The sequence below is a fragment of the Marinomonas sp. NPDC078689 genome, assembly GCF_044542435.1.
Lineage (GTDB): Bacteria > Pseudomonadota > Gammaproteobacteria > Pseudomonadales > Marinomonadaceae > Marinomonas > Marinomonas arenicola.
The window spans coordinates 562,161-578,642 of sequence record NZ_JBITUJ010000001.1 but is presented as its reverse complement, the minus strand read 5'-3'; the positions used below and the strand labels follow the sequence as shown (position 1 = coordinate 578,642).

Annotated in this window: 16 protein-coding genes and 1 riboswitch; of the genes, 15 read left to right on the top strand and 1 reads right to left on the bottom strand. The window is 48.3% G+C overall.

Features of this window, described 5'->3' with window-relative positions; all coding sequences use genetic code 11:
• Positions 1 to 83: 83 nt before the first annotated feature.
• The 15 genes from ACIGBN_RS02655 to thiE all read left to right on the top strand — a co-directional run bounded on the left by ACIGBN_RS02655 (position 84) and on the right by thiE (position 15,880).
• Positions 84 to 1,463, top strand: a complete 1,380-nt coding sequence (locus ACIGBN_RS02655; protein WP_396663493.1) for a TolC family protein — start codon at positions 84 to 86, stop codon at positions 1,461 to 1,463.
• Positions 1,460 to 2,650, top strand: coding sequence for an efflux RND transporter periplasmic adaptor subunit (locus ACIGBN_RS02650; RefSeq protein ID WP_396663491.1), 1,191 nt, complete (start codon positions 1,460 to 1,462; stop codon positions 2,648 to 2,650). The genes ACIGBN_RS02655 and ACIGBN_RS02650 overlap by 4 nt, the downstream gene beginning before the upstream one ends.
• Positions 2,647 to 5,871 (top strand): efflux RND transporter permease subunit, encoded by a 3,225-nt coding sequence (locus ACIGBN_RS02645; protein ID WP_396663489.1) that lies wholly within the window; start codon positions 2,647 to 2,649, stop codon positions 5,869 to 5,871. The genes ACIGBN_RS02650 and ACIGBN_RS02645 overlap by 4 nt, the downstream gene beginning before the upstream one ends.
• 238 nt (positions 5,872 to 6,109) lie before the next feature.
• Positions 6,110 to 6,940: an ABC transporter ATP-binding protein gene (locus tag ACIGBN_RS02640; RefSeq protein ID WP_396663487.1), complete on the top strand. Its 831-nt coding sequence runs from the start codon at positions 6,110 to 6,112 to the stop codon at positions 6,938 to 6,940.
• Between the two features lie 65 nt (positions 6,941 to 7,005).
• Positions 7,006 to 7,965 (top strand): iron ABC transporter permease, encoded by a 960-nt coding sequence (locus ACIGBN_RS02635; RefSeq protein ID WP_207923311.1) that lies wholly within the window; start codon positions 7,006 to 7,008, stop codon positions 7,963 to 7,965.
• On the top strand, positions 7,962 to 8,504 hold the full coding sequence (locus ACIGBN_RS02630; RefSeq protein ID WP_396663485.1) for an iron chelate uptake ABC transporter family permease subunit: 543 nt from the start codon (positions 7,962 to 7,964) through the stop codon (positions 8,502 to 8,504). Before ACIGBN_RS02635 ends, ACIGBN_RS02630 begins: the two co-directional genes overlap by 4 nt.
• Complete coding sequence (locus ACIGBN_RS02625; RefSeq protein WP_396663483.1) at positions 8,501 to 9,013, top strand: FecCD family ABC transporter permease; 513 nt, start codon at positions 8,501 to 8,503, stop codon at positions 9,011 to 9,013. Before ACIGBN_RS02630 ends, ACIGBN_RS02625 begins: the two co-directional genes overlap by 4 nt.
• Positions 9,010 to 9,969 carry an ABC transporter substrate-binding protein gene (locus ACIGBN_RS02620; protein WP_396663481.1) on the top strand — a complete coding sequence of 320 codons (960 nt, stop codon included), beginning with the start codon at positions 9,010 to 9,012 and terminating at the stop codon, positions 9,967 to 9,969. Before ACIGBN_RS02625 ends, ACIGBN_RS02620 begins: the two co-directional genes overlap by 4 nt.
• 74 nt (positions 9,970 to 10,043) lie before the next feature.
• Positions 10,044 to 10,145, top strand: a riboswitch (TPP riboswitch).
• A gap of 111 nt (positions 10,146 to 10,256) precedes the next feature.
• The gene (thiD, locus tag ACIGBN_RS02615; protein ID WP_396663480.1) at positions 10,257 to 11,132 is read left to right on the top strand and encodes a bifunctional hydroxymethylpyrimidine kinase/phosphomethylpyrimidine kinase; all 876 of its coding nucleotides are present in this window, start codon (positions 10,257 to 10,259) and stop codon (positions 11,130 to 11,132) included.
• Positions 11,129 to 11,884, top strand: coding sequence for an ABC transporter ATP-binding protein (locus tag ACIGBN_RS02610; RefSeq protein ID WP_396663479.1), 756 nt, complete (start codon positions 11,129 to 11,131; stop codon positions 11,882 to 11,884). Before thiD ends, ACIGBN_RS02610 begins: the two co-directional genes overlap by 4 nt.
• Positions 11,877 to 12,695, top strand: coding sequence for an ABC transporter permease (locus tag ACIGBN_RS02605; RefSeq protein ID WP_396663477.1), 819 nt, complete (start codon positions 11,877 to 11,879; stop codon positions 12,693 to 12,695). Before ACIGBN_RS02610 ends, ACIGBN_RS02605 begins: the two co-directional genes overlap by 8 nt.
• Positions 12,696 to 12,763: 68 nt before the next feature.
• Positions 12,764 to 13,711, top strand: a complete 948-nt coding sequence (locus tag ACIGBN_RS02600; RefSeq protein ID WP_243711899.1) for an ABC transporter substrate-binding protein — start codon at positions 12,764 to 12,766, stop codon at positions 13,709 to 13,711.
• An 11-nt stretch (positions 13,712 to 13,722) separates the two neighbouring features.
• Positions 13,723 to 14,388 (top strand): thiaminase II, encoded by a 666-nt coding sequence (gene tenA / locus ACIGBN_RS02595; protein ID WP_133001605.1) that lies wholly within the window; start codon positions 13,723 to 13,725, stop codon positions 14,386 to 14,388.
• 10 nt (positions 14,389 to 14,398) lie between these two features.
• The gene (thiM, locus tag ACIGBN_RS02590) at positions 14,399 to 15,232 is read left to right on the top strand and encodes a hydroxyethylthiazole kinase (protein WP_396663474.1); all 834 of its coding nucleotides are present in this window, start codon (positions 14,399 to 14,401) and stop codon (positions 15,230 to 15,232) included.
• Between the two features lie 6 nt (positions 15,233 to 15,238).
• Positions 15,239 to 15,880: a thiamine phosphate synthase gene (thiE, locus tag ACIGBN_RS02585; protein WP_396663472.1), complete on the top strand. Its 642-nt coding sequence runs from the start codon at positions 15,239 to 15,241 to the stop codon at positions 15,878 to 15,880.
• 110 nt (positions 15,881 to 15,990) lie between these two features.
• Here the strand turns inward: thiE and ilvN are convergent, their stop codons facing one another.
• On the bottom strand, positions 15,991 to 16,482 hold the full coding sequence (gene ilvN / locus ACIGBN_RS02580; RefSeq protein ID WP_115896084.1) for an acetolactate synthase small subunit: 492 nt from the start codon (positions 16,480 to 16,482) through the stop codon (positions 15,991 to 15,993).

Here is a 16,482-nt window from a genome sequence, read left to right as displayed (position 1 = left end):
TTAACCAAGATCGACTTTTTTGGCGATTTTGTTGTCTATGGCAAAGCGGCCTAACATTGGGTGAATTCACAAAGAGGAACGGCATGATAAATAAGACGCTTTGGCATTGGGGATGCTTATGCCTAAGTCTCTCGCTGACAGCCTGCAGTAGCGACATGCAACGTGGTAAAATTGCGGACAAAGCACAAAAAGAAAGCGCGGCACTTATTGACAAGAAAGAGACCCAATGGCGCCAACTAAACGAAGTAGCCCCGATCAGCTATTTGACGGATCTTATTCAAGATGCGCAATTAGACCTACTTATTCAACAGGCACTAACCGCAAACCCTGACTTACAAAAAACCTTGCTCACCCTAACAGCCAGTACTTGGCAATTAAAAAGCATCCATGGGGACCGCCTTCCTAGTCTCGACGCTGGATTTTCTCGCAATAAAACAGAAAGCGTCGAAGCCAGCTATAACGCAGACATTAGCATCAGCTGGGAAGCGGATTTCTGGGGAAAATTAGCGAACAGCGAAGCAGCCGCCGCAAAGAGCCTAGCGGCCGACCAAGCCTTGTATCAGGAAAGCCAAGACGTACTAGTGGCCAACATCATTAAATCTTGGCTGGCCATGACCTCAAAACAGCATCTGATCGATATTGAAAGCCACCGCTTAGCGGTATTAGAAACCAACGAAAATCGGCTTTTACAACGTTTTAAAAATGGCTTAAATGACCTAGAAGAACTTGATGAAGCGCAAACTGCCAGCTCACAATCAAGGGCGGACCTCGCGCAATACAAAGAAGATCTCGCGATAGAGCGGCGCACATTACAACGTTACTTAGGCAGTGAAAATACGCTAAACATAGTACCCAATACGGACTACCCTAGGGTCAATCTGACGCTCGATTATTTACCAGAGCAAAGCCTACAACGCCGCCCTGATTTAAAAGCCGCCTATTTGGCCATTCAAGCTGCGGACTTAAACGTATCGGTTGCCTATAAAGACATGTTACCGACCATTAGTCTGAGCGCCACCTTAAGCGATACTGCCAGTTCTCCAAGCAGCGCCCTATTTGCGTCGCCGATATGGTCTTTATTGGCGCAACTCACCCAACCCTTGTACCAAGGCGGTAAACTAAAAGCCGCGGTTGAAATTGCCAAAATAAACACAGCTGAAGCCTATCAAGACTATCGAAGCACCTTATTAACCGCCATCAACGAAGTCGAAACCACCATAGGACAAGAAAAGCTCTTAACCCAACAGCTGCTTAACATCCAACAAGCCTTACAAAGCTCGCAAAAAAACCTCACTCGCTATGAACAAAAATACCGTACCGGCTTAGTCGAACTCAGCGATTTAATTCGGGTGCAAGAAACCACCTTTAATTTGGCAGCAGAACTAGACAACTTACTGTACTTACACTTAATTAATCGAGTCGATTTAGGGCTCGCCCTCGGGCTAGGAGTCAAAGAGTCATGAAACGCCTTTATCAATGGATTACCTTGATCCTTGCTTTGCTCGTTATCGCCTGCGTTTATTTTTACATTACCAAGGCGTTAGAAGCGCAAAAAAACAAGGTTCGCCAACCAAGGCCTGCGGCGCCTGAACAAGCCATGGAAGTCAGTGTGATTCGCGTATCACCAGGTAAACACGCCGCCATGGTGCAGGTTTCAGGCATCGCCAAACCACATTATGACTTAACCCTAACCACCCAAGTCAGCGGCGAAGTGACTTACCTTGCCGAGCATTTCGAAAAAGGCCAGCGAGTCACCAAGGGGCAAGTGTTAGCCCGCCTGCACAATACTGAACTGGCCAGTTCAGTCGCCACCGCAGCAAATACAGTAGCCAGCGCGACCCTTGCCTTAAAAGAAGAAGAACGCCAAGCCAAACAATCCAAAGCCGAGTGGCAAGCAGCAGGGTTCAGCGGAGCACCCGACTCAGACCTAGTCTTACGAAAACCGCAATTAGAAGCGGCTAGAACGCAACTCGAAGCGGCAAAAGCGGCCTTATCAGACGCCAAAGACAAGCTAAAACACGCTCAATTAATTGCGCCTTTCGATGCGCTTGTGGTCGCGCGCTTTATCTCTCCCGGTTCCTTTTTAAATGCTGGCAACGAGGTTGCAACACTTTACAGCACCGACCGACTGGAAATCGAACTGGATCTGGCACACAGTGATTGGCAGAAATTGCCCACAACAACGGCATTAATCAAACAGCGCTGGCCGGCTCGTATCGAATCTATGGATGGGCGCCAACATTGGGCAGGCAGAGTATTGAGTGCAGATCTGCACATTGATGAAAGCACTCGTATGCGCAAACTTGTTGTCGGTCTAGCCAATCCGTTAGAACAGTCTCCTGCCTTACTTCCTGGTGCATTTGTTAACGTCATACTTGAAGGAAAGCCCATCGAGAATCTATGGCAGCTGCCCAATTCTGCACTCAGTCAAAAGAGTGAGATTTGGTACATTACAGACGACCAACGTCTCGCTAGTTTTGCGACATCCCCTGAGTTTGTTGATGCAAACTACGTCTACATTAGCGTACCAAAAGCCATGCAAGACAAGCCTTATCAGATCCTAACGCACCCTTATAACAGCTATCTCCCTGGCCGTTTGGTTACCCCTATAGAAAACCAAGCCATGCAGGCTGAAGGTATAGCGCCATGACACCACTGGATCAGCCTAAAGGTATTATCGCCTGGTTTGCTTGCAACCCCGTAGCCGCCAACTTGTTAATGTTGTTGATCATTACTCTGGGTGTTATGAACATGGGGGCGCTCAATAAAGAAGCCTTCCCTAGCTTACCGCCTAACAGCATTGCTATTTCGGTCAGCAATGAAAGTGGTTCAGCAAAAGAAAACGAAGAAGGCATTGCCATTCCTATTGAAGAAAAATTGCAAGACGTGATTGGCATCCAAGACATTACAACGACTTCTACCGCAAACAGCACCAGTGTTAGCATTGAGATGCAAGACGGCTACAACATAGACACCTTAGAAGACGATATAAAAAATGCGCTCGATCAAATTACTTCTTTTCCCGATGAAGCGGACCCACCGGTTGTCACGAAATCCACCAGAGAAGAGCACGCTATTTGGTTGCAACTGCACGGCACCACTGACCGTCGCACCTTACAAAAACTCGCTTACGATTTAAAAACCGATTTATTAGCGAAAGACAACATTAGCTCGGCGAATATTTCAGGGTGGATTGACCCCACCATGATAGTCGAAGTCGACAAAAATACCCTGCAAGGCTATGGCCTTACCTTGTCTGAGGTTGCAACCGCCATAAACCAAGAGTCGTCCCCTGCGAGAGTAGCCACATTACGTGATCGGAATATTTACCTGCACATCAGTGCGTCAGAACAGGCTTACTTCAAGCAAGAGTTTTCCAACATTCAAATTAAGACCACAGCAAATGGTGGTCGTATTCGTCTCAGCGATATTGCAACCATTCGCGATGCTTTCGACGAAGATGACTTTGTGTTGTCGCGGTTTAACCGACAAAACAGCATTGCAATACAGGTCATCACCACCGGGCAAGACGACATATCTAACTCTGTTTCCGCCGCCAAAGATGTTATTGATGAGTGGTATGCAGACGGTCGTTTGCCACCCAATGTTCAACTTTCTACTTGGTATGACCGCAGCCAGTCTATCAATCAACGCTTAGACTTAATGATTGAGAATGCCATCACGGGCATTTTACTTGTGTTTATTTTGTTGGCGGTTTTCCTCAATGTCACAGTCGCATTTTGGGTCGCCATGGGGCTGCCTTTTATCTTCTTTGGCACCTTGTATTTCATGGGCACCCAAACCATTGGTCTGACGCTAAACATGTTTACCACCTTCGGTTTCATAATGGCATTAGGCATTGTGGTGGACGATGCCGTGGTGGTTGGAGAAAATGTGTATAGCCTTAGATCAAAAGACGGGGATACGCTAAACAATACGATCAAGGGCACGTTGCAAGTTGCCGTACCGACCCTATTTGGTGTTTTCACAACCGTTGCCGCCTTTTGGGCATTAGCCAATATCGACGGTCGATTGGGGCAACTTTACTCTCAATTCGCCATCGTGGTTGCCATCTGTTTAGTGCTTTCTGTCATCGAATCTAAAATCATACTGCCCGCGCATTTGGCGCACATTAACACCCGCAAATCGATCAATAAAAATGTCTTATCACGCTCCTGGGGGATGATTCAGCAGGGTGCTGATGCTAGCCTTCAATGGTTCAGCGACAAAGTTTATCGCCCTCTTATCGACCTTGCTTTACGCTATCGATACGCAGTTCTGGTGCTGTTTGTCGCTGTGTTTATGCTGGTGATGTCGATGCCTTTTACTGGCGCGCTACGCATTAGTTTCTTTCCTAAAATCCCTGGCGACACCGTACGTGGTGAGCTCGCTATGTACAACGATGTTAGCTACGGGCAAACCAGCAAAGTACTCTCTTTTCTGGAAAAAACCGCCTATCAAGCCGATGAGCAATTACGCCACAAAATGGCCCGTGACACTCATCAAGAAAACACCAGCGCCAATCAAAAAGACACCAGCGCCGATCAAAAAAGTACGGCTTCGTTTATTAACAACATTCAAGTTACTGCCACGAATGACCAAAGTGGCCGCTTGCGCATTGAACTAGACACGGTTCGCCCTTACAGCGCCGCGCAATTTGTTCAGCAATGGGAGCGGCTGGCAGGCACGCCAGAAGGCGTTAAGAGTCTGCGCCTTAGCAGCTCAAGAGCGCTATTAGATGATCTTAAAATCGAATTACGAGGCAACGACAACAGCGTACTCAGTGCCGCTATGCACAATATGCTGGCGCAACTAGACACCTTACCGGCGGTGTCAGGCATAGAGCAAAACGATGAGCCAACAGAGTCACGCCTTGCTTTATCCCTCAACGAACAAGGCCGTTTATTAGGCTTAACCACGGCTGGATTGGCCACTCAAATAAACAATAACTTTGACAGCATTACGGTACAAAAGTATCAGCGCGACAACACGGAAATCGAAGTCCATTTAGGCTACCCAAAGGCGCAACAAGAGTCTCCTGCGGCGGTGCTGAATACCAAAATAGTCTTATCGGATGGCACCTACGTTCCCCTGTCCTCGGTGGCCACGTTAACGCAAGAAGAGGCACAAACTCGCATCATTCGAATCAATGCGAAACGCTCTTTATTTCTCACCGCCGAGGTGGATAAAGACACCATGTCCGCCAGCGAAGTAGTCAGCTACTTACAGCAAGCTGTGGTGCCTCAGATGAAACGAAAATACCCAGGCGTCGACGTGTATTTCTCTGGGGAAGCAGAGCAACGCGCTGAAACTCAGTCCTCCATGTCAAACATGTTTTTGATCGCCTTATTGATCATTTATGCTCTGCTTGCCATCCCACTCAAATCTTACTCACAGCCGCTCATCATTATGATGGCAATTCCCTTTGGGATTATTGGCGCACTGCTTGGCCATTGGATCAACGACTTACCTTTGGGCATTTTTTCTTTAAACGGCATCTTGGCGCTCAGCGGCGTGGTGGTCAACGACAGTCTATTGCTTGTGTCACGCTTTAATGCGCTTCGCAAAGAAGAAACCAGCCACGTGCAAAAGGCCATTAATCTAGCCTGCCGTAGCCGGTTACGCGCAGTACTATTAACGTCTTTTACCACCTTCGCAGGGCTTATGCCGATCCTCGGAGAAACCTCAAGACAGGCTCAGATGCTGATTCCTGCGGCCGTCTCTTTAGGCTATGGCATCATGTTCGCCACCATAATCACATTGGTTCTTATTCCTGTCCTCTTAATGATTAAAGAGGACATCCAGCGCCTTCTAGCGCGACTAAAACGGCGAAAGCCTGCGCTTCAAGAACCCTTTGATGGCGTCTTATAAAGGCGCTCTTCCCCAACCACAAAAAACAGAATAAAACCGCCTTAGCTCGCTAGCCAGTTAGATGCCCTAGAGGTTTATAAGCCTTAGGGCATCACCAATCGAGACAAATTTGTCGTGATTTTTGACCATAGACACCATAGAATACGCCCATCAAAAAGTTAACAATAACTATTATCACTTCAATTATTAAACTGTATTGCCAAGCAAGATTAAAACCGCTTTATTAGGACATTCATCAATGACCGTTTCTTCACATGGCCAAGCCGCCCCACTCAGCACTCTCCATCTTGATGCTGGCCATGGCTCCAAGCAGATTTTAAAAGACATCAACCTTACTATTCCTGATGGCAAAATGACGGTCTTACTGGGCCCAAATGGATCAGGAAAATCGACCTTACTGTCCACTTTGGCGCGCTTAATCTCGCCAATGAAAGGACAGGTTCTGCTACAAGGCAACAACATTGCACAACTCCCCACGCGGGAGGTGGCACGCCAATTAGGCCTGCTTCCGCAGCACCCCATAGTGCCAGAAGATTTAACCGTCAAAGACCTTGTCTCCCGCGGTCGCTTTCCCCATCAAGGCTTCTTAAAACAATGGAGCAAGCAAGACGAAGCCGCCGTAGATCATGCGCTGGCTGTCACCGGCACTCAAGAATTGGCAGAACGACCCGTTGATAGCCTGTCTGGTGGGCAACGCCAACGCGTCTGGATTGCCATGGTGTTAGCCCAAGAAACCAACCTCATATTGCTCGATGAGCCAACAACATTTTTAGACATGCGCCATCAAGTCGAGCTACTGGAAATGCTGGTTGATCTGGTTCAACAACATGGCCGAACCATTGTTTGTGTATTGCATGATCTCAACCTTTCACTGCAATACGCCGACCATTTAATCTTCTTAAAAGAAGGGGAAATTCGCCATACGCTAAGTCACCCATCACACTGTAATAGCAAGATGGTAGAAGAGGTTTTTGAGACCCAAGTTCTGGCCGTCACCCACCCTGAAACAGGCTTACCCATTTTTCTGCCTAAGTCACAGCAAACCCCTAAAGCATCGGCTGTGGCATGAGCAGGAGCTTACTTTCACGCGCTAGCAACACTCAACCATGGTCCAATAGATCACGCTTTGGGTTCATGTTGGTTCTCGTTATTGCGTTAAGCGGACTTCATTTGTTGCACGGCGCACGCGCTATTTCGTTAACGACCTTAACCCAGGCCTTGTTTTACTATAACCCTCATGATTTTGATCATAGGGTGTTGATATCATTACGATTACCCAGAGTATTGGCAATGTTACTCGCAGGCAGCTGCTTGGCTATTGCGGGGTATTTATTGCAAGTGACGCTGCGCAACCGTCTGAGTGACCCACAACTGCTTGGGTTAAATTCTGGCGCCAGTCTTGCCGTCGTATTGGTTACCGCTTTTCCTATCGCCCCTATGTTTACCCTAGTTCGACCACTGGTTGCGAGCGTTGGTGCTGGCCTACTTTTCAGTTTGGTTTTGCTGATTTCTTCAGCCGGGAGAAAAGGTTTGCAGCCGCTTAAATTGATTTTTTGCGGCATTGCGTTTTCAGCCTTAGCCGGTGCGATCACCTCTACTGTGTTAATTCTGGATGAAGACACGCTCGATCAACTGCGTTTCTGGCTTATTGGAGATGGCGCAGGCTCAAACTTACACTCGGTGTTAATCAGTTTGCCTTTTGCTGGGGCTGGACTCGCCCTGAGTCTGCTCATTATGCCGCAGTTAAGCGCCATGTCGTTAGGCGACGCCATGGCAAAAGGCTTGGGAGCATCGATCCAAAAAGTCCGCTTCTTCTCTCTTTGTGCGGCCGCTTTACTCACCGGCAGCGCGGTGTCTGTGGTCGGACCCATAGGGTTTATCGGGCTCATTTGTGCCTCACTTTGGCGCGGCATACACTCACGCCCAAGTGTCTTCTCCCTTCTATTGGTGGCATTCACTGGCGCGGCGTTATTAATGGCGGCCGATATCGCAGCCATTAGCTTATTCGCCCCAAAAGAGTTACCCACAGGGGCATTAACCGGCCTAGTCGGCGCGCCTGTTTTTCTCTGGATTTTTGTGAGGAGAATGCGATGATAGCCAGCTCACCGCTGTCCCTAAGATCGGGGCACTATTCGATCCGTATTCATCTCGCGTCTTTGTTGACGATTGGGCTGTTACTCACAGCCTTAATGGGCGTCATATTCTTCGCCCTAACCACTGGAAGCGAGGCCATTCCATTGCACTCTGTGTTGGCTTACTTGCACCTAGAAACGCCAAACACATCAACAACAAACCTCTCTCATTTATTGATTCTAGACGCATTTCGCGCCCCTAGAATCGCTCTAGCTGTATGCTGCGGGGCAATGTTGGCTTGCTCGGGTGCCGTGATGCAATCTCTCACACGAAATGGATTGGCTGACCCTTCTATTTTAGGGGTTCGAGAAGGCGCAGCTCTGTGTGTTGTTGCGCTAATATTGACCGCTCCTGGACTCTCATTGGCGTGGCGTCCTCTGGTGGGCATGATTGGCGGATTGGCCAGCGGCGTCTTTGTGTTATTGCTTGCTCGAGGCAGTTCAAGCATTCGATTTGTCATGATCGGCATTAGCTTATCTTGGTTTTTGTCGGCGCCATGATGGTGTTGTTAGCCGCCACCGACACTAAAGACCTACAAACCGTGTTGATCTGGATCGCGGGAAGCCTACAAGGCGCCACTTGGCAAAGCGTTCAGCTCGTAGCCATCTTGTTTGCTATCTGTCTCATTGCCCTCTTGTTCAATGCGCCCTCCGCCGACATTGAAGCACTTGGGGACGCACTATCCACCAGTTTGGGAGTGCGCCGGAAATGGGTCAATATCATTCGCTTTAGCGTCGCTATTTTTCTTGTTGCTGGCAGTGTGTCTGTGGCTGGCAGCATTGGCTTTGTCGGTTTGATTGCCCCGCATTTGGCGCGTTTTTTACCGAATTACTCAAGCCGTTATCATTTAATTTCCACCAGCTTAATCGGTGCTATTTTGGTATTGGCTGCTGACACGCTAGGCCGTGCCGCCTTTGCACCAGTCGAATTGCCGACCGGTGTTGTCATTGCCGTGATAGGCGCGCCCACGCTGATTATTCTTCTTTGGACTCGTAGGAACCAGCTTTGAACCGACTACTGCTTATTTTGTTCATCACCCTTGGCTGCCCCTTTTCGGCAGCCAAGGGCCTCTCCGCCACAACCGTCTCCTTCACCGATGATCTAGGCCGCCAAGTGACCATTCCCAGTCACCCTGTGCGCATTGTCTCTGTGTATGACATCGACATTACCATCCCTTTGATTGAGCTCGGTGTCATGCCCATTGGTAGCCATGGTCGAATTTCCAAAAATGGCACACCTTATATTCGCTCTAGCGCATTATTAACTGGGGTGGATTTTGACAACAGCGACATTACTTTTATTGGGGCGACTAACGTCGATTTAGAAACCATCGTAGGTCTAAAGCCTGACCTGATCATCACCGCTAATTCGCGTCCGACGCCGGTGGATTTACTGGCAAATATTGCCCCGACCATCTCACTCGACAGTGGGTTAGACGCTGCCCATGTCTACCAACAGCTTGCCACAATCACCCACACAGAAAAGCGCTTAGCGATTCTTGAACGACGCTATAAAGAGCAAATTAAAAGCCTCAAAGCTACCATAGACACACACAAGATCACCGTCTCTGTGATGCAACCATTACGAGGTAAAATTAGCGTTTACCACAGTTACCGCTCCCTCGGCCGTGTCTTGCGAGATGCAGGATTTCAGTTCCCTAGTATTATCAATCAAATCCCTAAAGGGGAACGCGTCGACTTTAGCGCTGAGCGTTTACCTGAATTAGACGCAGACATTATCTTTGATCCTTATTTTTCTGCACAAAAACCAGAAGTAGAAATAGCCAAGATGAACGCCATTTTGCCAGGCTTTTGCCAATTTTTAAGCGCCTGCAAAAAAGGTCACTATGTGCTGGTTTCCCGGGATGCGGCGATATCCAATTCTTACGCAGGGCTCGAAGCCATGACCATGGCAGTACAAGCACACCTCACACCTAAACCACACTTAGATGAGCCCATTAAATAAGCGAAAATGTCATCATTAAGGCCGTTAGGATTAAAAAGTGATGAGTCTTTAATCAAATCTTGTTAACATCCTTAGCATCATAGTCGGGGGGCATTTTTTTGCTGAGATCGTATAACACGAGACCCGTTGAACCTGATTCAGTTAACACTGGCGTAGGGAACTATTGTGATAACAGTGCTAGTCACTGTGTCCCATATAGCAATTTGGGCTTCTCGATAAAGCGTTCAAAGAAGCCTTTCTAATCAAATTTGCTTATGTAGTTCCTTGCACCACCGTTAGGAGCTCATATGTCTAGTCCATCATTTACTTCGTCTCACATTCGATCTCAGCAACCGCAAAATCTTGCTACGCCGATTGTATTAACCATCGCAGGCTCAGACAGTGGCGGTGGCGCTGGCATCCAAGCAGATATAAAAGCCATCTCGGCCACCGGCAGCTTCGCTTGCTCAGCCATTACCGCGATCACCGCGCAAAATACCCTTGGTGTTTCTGCTATTTTTCCGATTCCATTAGACCATGTTGAAAACCAACTAGACGCGGTGTTTAGCGACATCAATATCACCGCGGTCAAAATAGGCATGTTAGCGGACAGCGACATCATCAAAACCGTGGCCAATAAACTGCTGCAGTATCAACCTAAGTTCATCGTGCTAGACCCTGTCATGATCGCTACCAGTGGCGATTTATTACTGCAAGAAAACGCCATCAATACCCTTAAGCAAAGGCTCTTTCCTCTCGTCGACATCATTACGCCAAACCTGCCTGAAGCGGCGGCGTTAACCGGTTTGCCACTGCCTAACAACGAGGATGACATGCTCGCCATGGTGGCGGCTCTCAGGGCTCTCGGTGCTAAAGCGGTATTGTTAAAAGGCGGACACTTAGACCAGCAGGCAGACAGCCTTGATCTGCTCATCACGGCAACCACAGTAGACAGACTCTCAGCGCCGCGCATTGACACAAAAAACACCCACGGCACAGGTTGCACCCTCTCTTCTGCCATTGCTTCTTACCTTGCCCAAGGAAACACCTTACACACTTCCGTTCACCAAGCTAAAAACTACATTAGCCAAGCAATTGCCCACGCAATCCAGCTAAAAATTGGCCAGGGTCATGGCCCTGTAAATCACTTTTTCGCGCTGAACCAGAGTGACATAAAGCAATGAGTAACGCACCGCTGGGGTTATCCATCCAGCAAGCCTGCCTGCATTACCATGGCGCAGACAAGGCCACATTGGAAAAGCTATCGATGGAGATTCCCCCTGGAGAATGGACCTGCTTGCTGGGTCGCAGTGGCAGTGGCAAAACCTCACTGTTGCGTTATTTAGCGGGTTTACTGGACGATAAAGTAGACTGGCACGGCGAGGTAAAATGCAGCGACGGCCTCCCCTTTCAGCATAGAATTGCTTATATGGCGCAACAAGATTTGCTGCTCCCGTGGCTATCAGTCGAAGACAATGTGTGCCTAAGTTATCGCTTTAACAAGCAAGGAGTAAGCGATGAGGTTCGCAACAAAGCCTTATCTTTATTAGAAAGCGTTGGCTTACTTGACGTTCGAAAAGCACTGCCTCAAACACTGTCTGGCGGTATGCGTCAGCGTGTCGCGCTTGCTCGAACCCTAATGCAGGACAAACCTTTTGTGTTAATGGACGAACCTTTCTCGGCGTTGGACGCGGTAACACGACATAAATTACAGCGCCTTTCCTATACCCTATTAAAAAACAAAACCGTCGTGCTCATCACCCATGACCCACAAGAAGCGGTACGCCTAGCCGGACGTTTATACATTCTCACCAATTCACCCGCGCAAGCAGAGCCATTAGCCTTACCCAAGCTTTTTCCACCAAGAGAATTAGACCCAGAGTCGGCCCATGTTCAGCAGCAGATTTTTCACAGATTGGAGCAAGACAATGATTAATTTGACGCCTCTTGCCAGTCCGCCTAAAAAAAGCCGTCGTGCACGCAATGGCACCCCCGCCTTCAATAAGTCGTTTCACACACTGCTGCGCGCCATCATCATAGTATTCGCCATACTGGCCACTTGGCAGGGGCTTATTGTCGTCTTTGATTTGCCCTCGTTTATCTTGCCCACACCACTGTCAGTATTGGACCGTTTATTCGTGCGCCATGACGTACTGATGCGCCACTCCTGGGTCACTGCCCAAGAAATTGTTTTAGGTCTATTGCTCGGGCTTAGCATGGGGCTATTTTTTGCTCTGCAAATGCTGCTGTTTAAACCAGTAAAACGCTGGTTATTGCCAATATTGATTGCCAGCCAAGCCATCCCTGTTTTTGCCATTGCCCCAGTATTAATGCTTTGGCTAGATTACGGCATTGCGTCCAAAGTCGTGATGGCGGCCATCATTATTTTCTTTCCCGTCACGACCTGTTGTTACGACGGACTCAGCAACACCCCAAAAGGCTTTCTCGACCTAGCTCACACAATGCAAGCTAGCCGCTGGCAGCAACTGATCCATATTCAACTACCGGCGGCATTACCGGCATTGGCCTCAGGCATTCGTGTCGCTGTCGTGATCGCCCCCATCGGGGCAGTGGCTGGAGAATGGGTCGGTTCTAGTGCTGGCTTGGGCTATCTCATGTTACAGGCGAATGCTCGAATGATGATCGACGACATGTTTGCCGCCTTATTTATTTTATCTCTGTTGTCTGTGGTGCTGTATTTTGCAACGGACTTTGCTCTCAAAAAAGCCATCCCTTGGGAGCACTAATGTTATCGATAAGCCACAAGGCCGAGAAAAACACTTATCTATCCTCACTAATAACAAAAGGAAAACACGTGAAAAAACTGATCGCAAGCACACTATTAACCTTGGCGTCTTCACTGCTGGCAACACCTGCCCTAGCCGAGACACAAAAAATCACGCTCATGCTGGATTGGTTCGTCAATCCGAACCATGGACCCATTGTTATCGCGCAACAGCATGGTTACTTTAAGGAGCAGGGGTTAGCGGTCACCATTCAAGAACCCGCCGACCCGAGCACCCCTTCTAAACTGGTTGCGGCAGGGAAAGTCGACATGGCTGTGTCCTACCAACCCAGCTTGATCATGGACATCGCTCAAGGGTTACCATTGGTTCGCTCTGGCACCTTAATCGCCACACCGCTTAACTCTCTGATCACATTGAAGAAGAGCGGCATCCACTCTCTCGCCCAATTAAAAGGTAAAACCATTGGCATTTCGATCGCTGGCAATGAAGAAGCCACGGTAGGAACCATGCTCAATAGTGTCGGCTTAACCATTAATGACGTGAAAATAGTGAACGTTGGTTGGGCGCTTTCTTCTTCATTGGCTTCTGGGAAGGTCGACGCTATTTGGGGCGGGTTACGTAACTTTGAAAAGAACCAACTGATCACAGAAGGTTATCAGCCTGTTCTCTTCTACCCTGAAGAAAACGGCGTGCCAAATTACGATGAATTGATTTTTGTCACAAACGCAAAAGCACACAATAAAAAAGCCATTCGAGCCTTTAATACCGCCATTGAAGAAGCCACCACTTACATAGTGAATCACCCTAAAAAAGCGTGGCAAGAATTTGTCACTTACGCCCCAGACACCCTGGATAACACACTTAATAAGATGGCTTGGCAAGACACACTTTCTCGCTTTGCATTACGTCCTGCTGCCGTGGATTTAACCCGTTACGATCATTACGCTCGCTTTTTATTCGATCATAAAATCATTAGCACTTTACCAGAAGCCAAACACTACCTTCTTACTTTCTAATCAGGTGATTTATGCAGTATCAAGATTTAATCGACGCCTGCCAAACAGAATGGCAAGCCTACACAAAGCATGACTTTGTTACTCAATTGGCGTCTGGTAACTTGCCCAAAGACAGCTTTTTACATTATCTAAAACAAGATTTTTTGTTTTTAAAACAATACGCCAGAGCCTATGCTCTGGCGGTGTATAAAGCCAATTCATTAACCGATATGCGCCAAGCTTTGCCAACATTAAATGCTCTGCTAAGCAGTGAAATCAGCCACCATGTTAACTTTTGCCAAGACTGGGGATTAACTGAAAACCAAATGGAGCAAGAAAGAGAAGATTTCGGCACCCTAGCCTATACTCGATACGTTCTTGATGCTGGCATGAGTGGCAATCTCGTAGACCTTTACGCCGCCCTAGCGCCATGCTCTATTGGTTACGCCGTGATCGGCGAACAAATCAGCCTAGATGCCAATACCCAGTGGGAAAACAACCCATATAGGAGTTGGATCGAGCTGTACGCTGGAGACGACTACCAAGGTCACGCCAAACAAGGCGCGCTGTATTTCAATACATTACTGAAGAATATTGATATAAACAGTGAACGAGGCCAACAGCTGATTGAGGTATTTTGTACCGCCACCAGAATGGAAGTGGCTTTTTGGCAGCAAGGTCTAAACGCTTCACGTTAGGAGAATCATCATGCATAAGCACATTATTCTCAATGCACTGCGCACCCTGAGAGAACAAAAACCCTTAGTGGTGAACATCACCAATTACGTGGTGATGAACAACACAGCCAATGCTCTGCTGGCAATAGGAGCCTCGCCTATTATGGCGCACTCTCGTCAAGAAATGGCTGAGATGATGAGCTTTGCTGGCGCTCTGGTGATCAATATTGGCACCCTAGACAGTGACTGGATTGAGCGCATGGCCTTTGCAATTGAACAAGCAAATCACCATCAAAAAGTCGTCGTCCTTGATCCTGTTGGCTGTGGTGCAAGCACCCTTAGAACCCAAACATCTCGTCGTTTTGCTGAACTCGCCGAGCGCTTGATTATCCGTGGCAACGCCTCTGAAATCATCGCGCTGGCGGGTGAATCCTCGCAAAGCAAAGGCGTCGATGCGATGGACAGCAGCAGTGCCGCTATTCAAGCCGCTGTCACCTTGATGGAGACCTTTGATGCGAGCGTGGTGGTGTCTGGGGAAACCGATTTCATCGTCAACCCCCCCTTTATTCAGCAAGAAAAAAACATCCTCGCATTAGACAACGGACACCCCATGATGCCGCAAGTCACAGGCATGGGGTGCTCGCTTTCGGCGCTGACAGGCGCCTTTGCCGCAATTGGGGAGACCAGTGGTTTGGCCGCAGCCGCGGTGTTTGGGGTTGCGGGGGAAATCGCCGCTGAACAAGCAAAAGGCCCAGGCAGTTTGCAACTGGCTATTTTAGACGTGCTCTACACACTCGATGAAGCCACCTTGGCACAGCGTTTGAAACTCACCGCGATCGATACCTCCGACCGAATCATAGGTTAATGCAGCATGAACCCTTACCAGCTTTATCTTGTAACAGATGAACAGTTAGATCTAAAAGCCCTGACTCACATTGTTCGAGAAGCCGTCAAAGGTGGCGTTACCATGGTGCAAATTCGTGAAAAGCACCATGACGTGCGTGCCTTTATTGAACGCGCAAGCGCCGTCAAAGACGTCCTAAAAGGCTCTGGTGTGCCCTTGATCATTAACGACCGGGTGGATGTGGCGTTGGCGATTGAGGCAGATGGCGTTCATTTAGGGCAATCCGATATGCCAGCTCGCTTAGCGCGACAATTGATCGGTCCCAACAAACTGTTAGGTTTGTCCATTGAAAGCCACCAGCAATTGGCCAGCGTGCATGATTTGCCAATCGATTACATTGGACTCAGTGCCATTTTTGCCACGCCGACCAAAACCGACACCCGCCATCATTGGGGGATTGACGGTTTAGCAAGCGCGCTGCAAACCACATCCTTGCCAATAGTTGCCATTGGCGGAATCAATATAAACAACCTGAAAGACATAGTGGCAACAGGTGTCCATGGTGTGGCATTAGTCTCGGCTATTTGTCAGGCCGACGACCCTAGGGCTGCCACCGAGCAAATCAAAACCTTACTTCAATACAATCATTCCCAACGCGTTCCGGCTTAACGTTGAGCATAAAAAACCCCAACCGCTGATGTTATTCAATGATTGGGGTTTTCATCGCAAAACGACTGTATCGCTTTTGCGATCACGTATCCCAGACGGCTAATTTGCCATTACAGAGATAATGTTTTTTCGCCGCGAGCCACACCAGAAACACCAGTACGAACCACTTCAAGTAGATGTGCACCACCTAACGCTTGAAGAAAGCCATCCAGCTTGTCGGATTCACCGACAATTTGTACCGTGTAAATAGACGGTGTCATATCAACTATGTTGCCACGAAAGATGTCCACAGTACGCTTCACTTCTGCTCGCTGAGCGCCGGTAGCACGGACTTTAACCAGCATCAATTCGCGCTCAATATGCTGCCCTTCCGTTAGATCAACTAACTTAATGACATCAATAAGCTTATTAAGCTGCTTAGTGATTTGCTCAACCACTTGATCCGAACCAAAGGTCGTAAGCGTCAAACGAGACAAGGTTGCATCGTCGGTCGCCGCCACGTTTAGCGATTCAATATTGAAATTTCGCTGTGAAAACAAGCCAACAACACGTGACAAGGCACCTGGTTCATTTTCCATTAATACAGAAATAATATGTCTCAT

Coding starts and splice junctions, on each gene's coding strand:
- ACIGBN_RS02630 (WP_396663485.1), top strand. CDS start 7,962: ATGATAGCCAGCTCACCGCTGTCCCTAAGATCGGGGCACTATTCGATC.
- ilvN (WP_115896084.1), bottom strand. CDS start 16,482: ATGAGACATATTATTTCTGTATTAATGGAAAATGAACCAGGTGCCTTG.
- ACIGBN_RS02635 (WP_207923311.1), top strand. CDS start 7,006: ATGTTGGTTCTCGTTATTGCGTTAAGCGGACTTCATTTGTTGCACGGC.
- thiM (WP_396663474.1), top strand. CDS start 14,399: ATGCATAAGCACATTATTCTCAATGCACTGCGCACCCTGAGAGAACAA.
- thiD (WP_396663480.1), top strand. CDS start 10,257: ATGTCTAGTCCATCATTTACTTCGTCTCACATTCGATCTCAGCAACCG.
- ACIGBN_RS02640 (WP_396663487.1), top strand. CDS start 6,110: ATGACCGTTTCTTCACATGGCCAAGCCGCCCCACTCAGCACTCTCCAT.
- ACIGBN_RS02650 (WP_396663491.1), top strand. CDS start 1,460: ATGAAACGCCTTTATCAATGGATTACCTTGATCCTTGCTTTGCTCGTT.
- thiE (WP_396663472.1), top strand. CDS start 15,239: ATGAACCCTTACCAGCTTTATCTTGTAACAGATGAACAGTTAGATCTA.
- ACIGBN_RS02605 (WP_396663477.1), top strand. CDS start 11,877: ATGATTAATTTGACGCCTCTTGCCAGTCCGCCTAAAAAAAGCCGTCGT.
- tenA (WP_133001605.1), top strand. CDS start 13,723: ATGCAGTATCAAGATTTAATCGACGCCTGCCAAACAGAATGGCAAGCC.
- ACIGBN_RS02610 (WP_396663479.1), top strand. CDS start 11,129: ATGAGTAACGCACCGCTGGGGTTATCCATCCAGCAAGCCTGCCTGCAT.
- ACIGBN_RS02655 (WP_396663493.1), top strand. CDS start 84: ATGATAAATAAGACGCTTTGGCATTGGGGATGCTTATGCCTAAGTCTC.
- ACIGBN_RS02645 (WP_396663489.1), top strand. CDS start 2,647: ATGACACCACTGGATCAGCCTAAAGGTATTATCGCCTGGTTTGCTTGC.
- ACIGBN_RS02625 (WP_396663483.1), top strand. CDS start 8,501: ATGATGGTGTTGTTAGCCGCCACCGACACTAAAGACCTACAAACCGTG.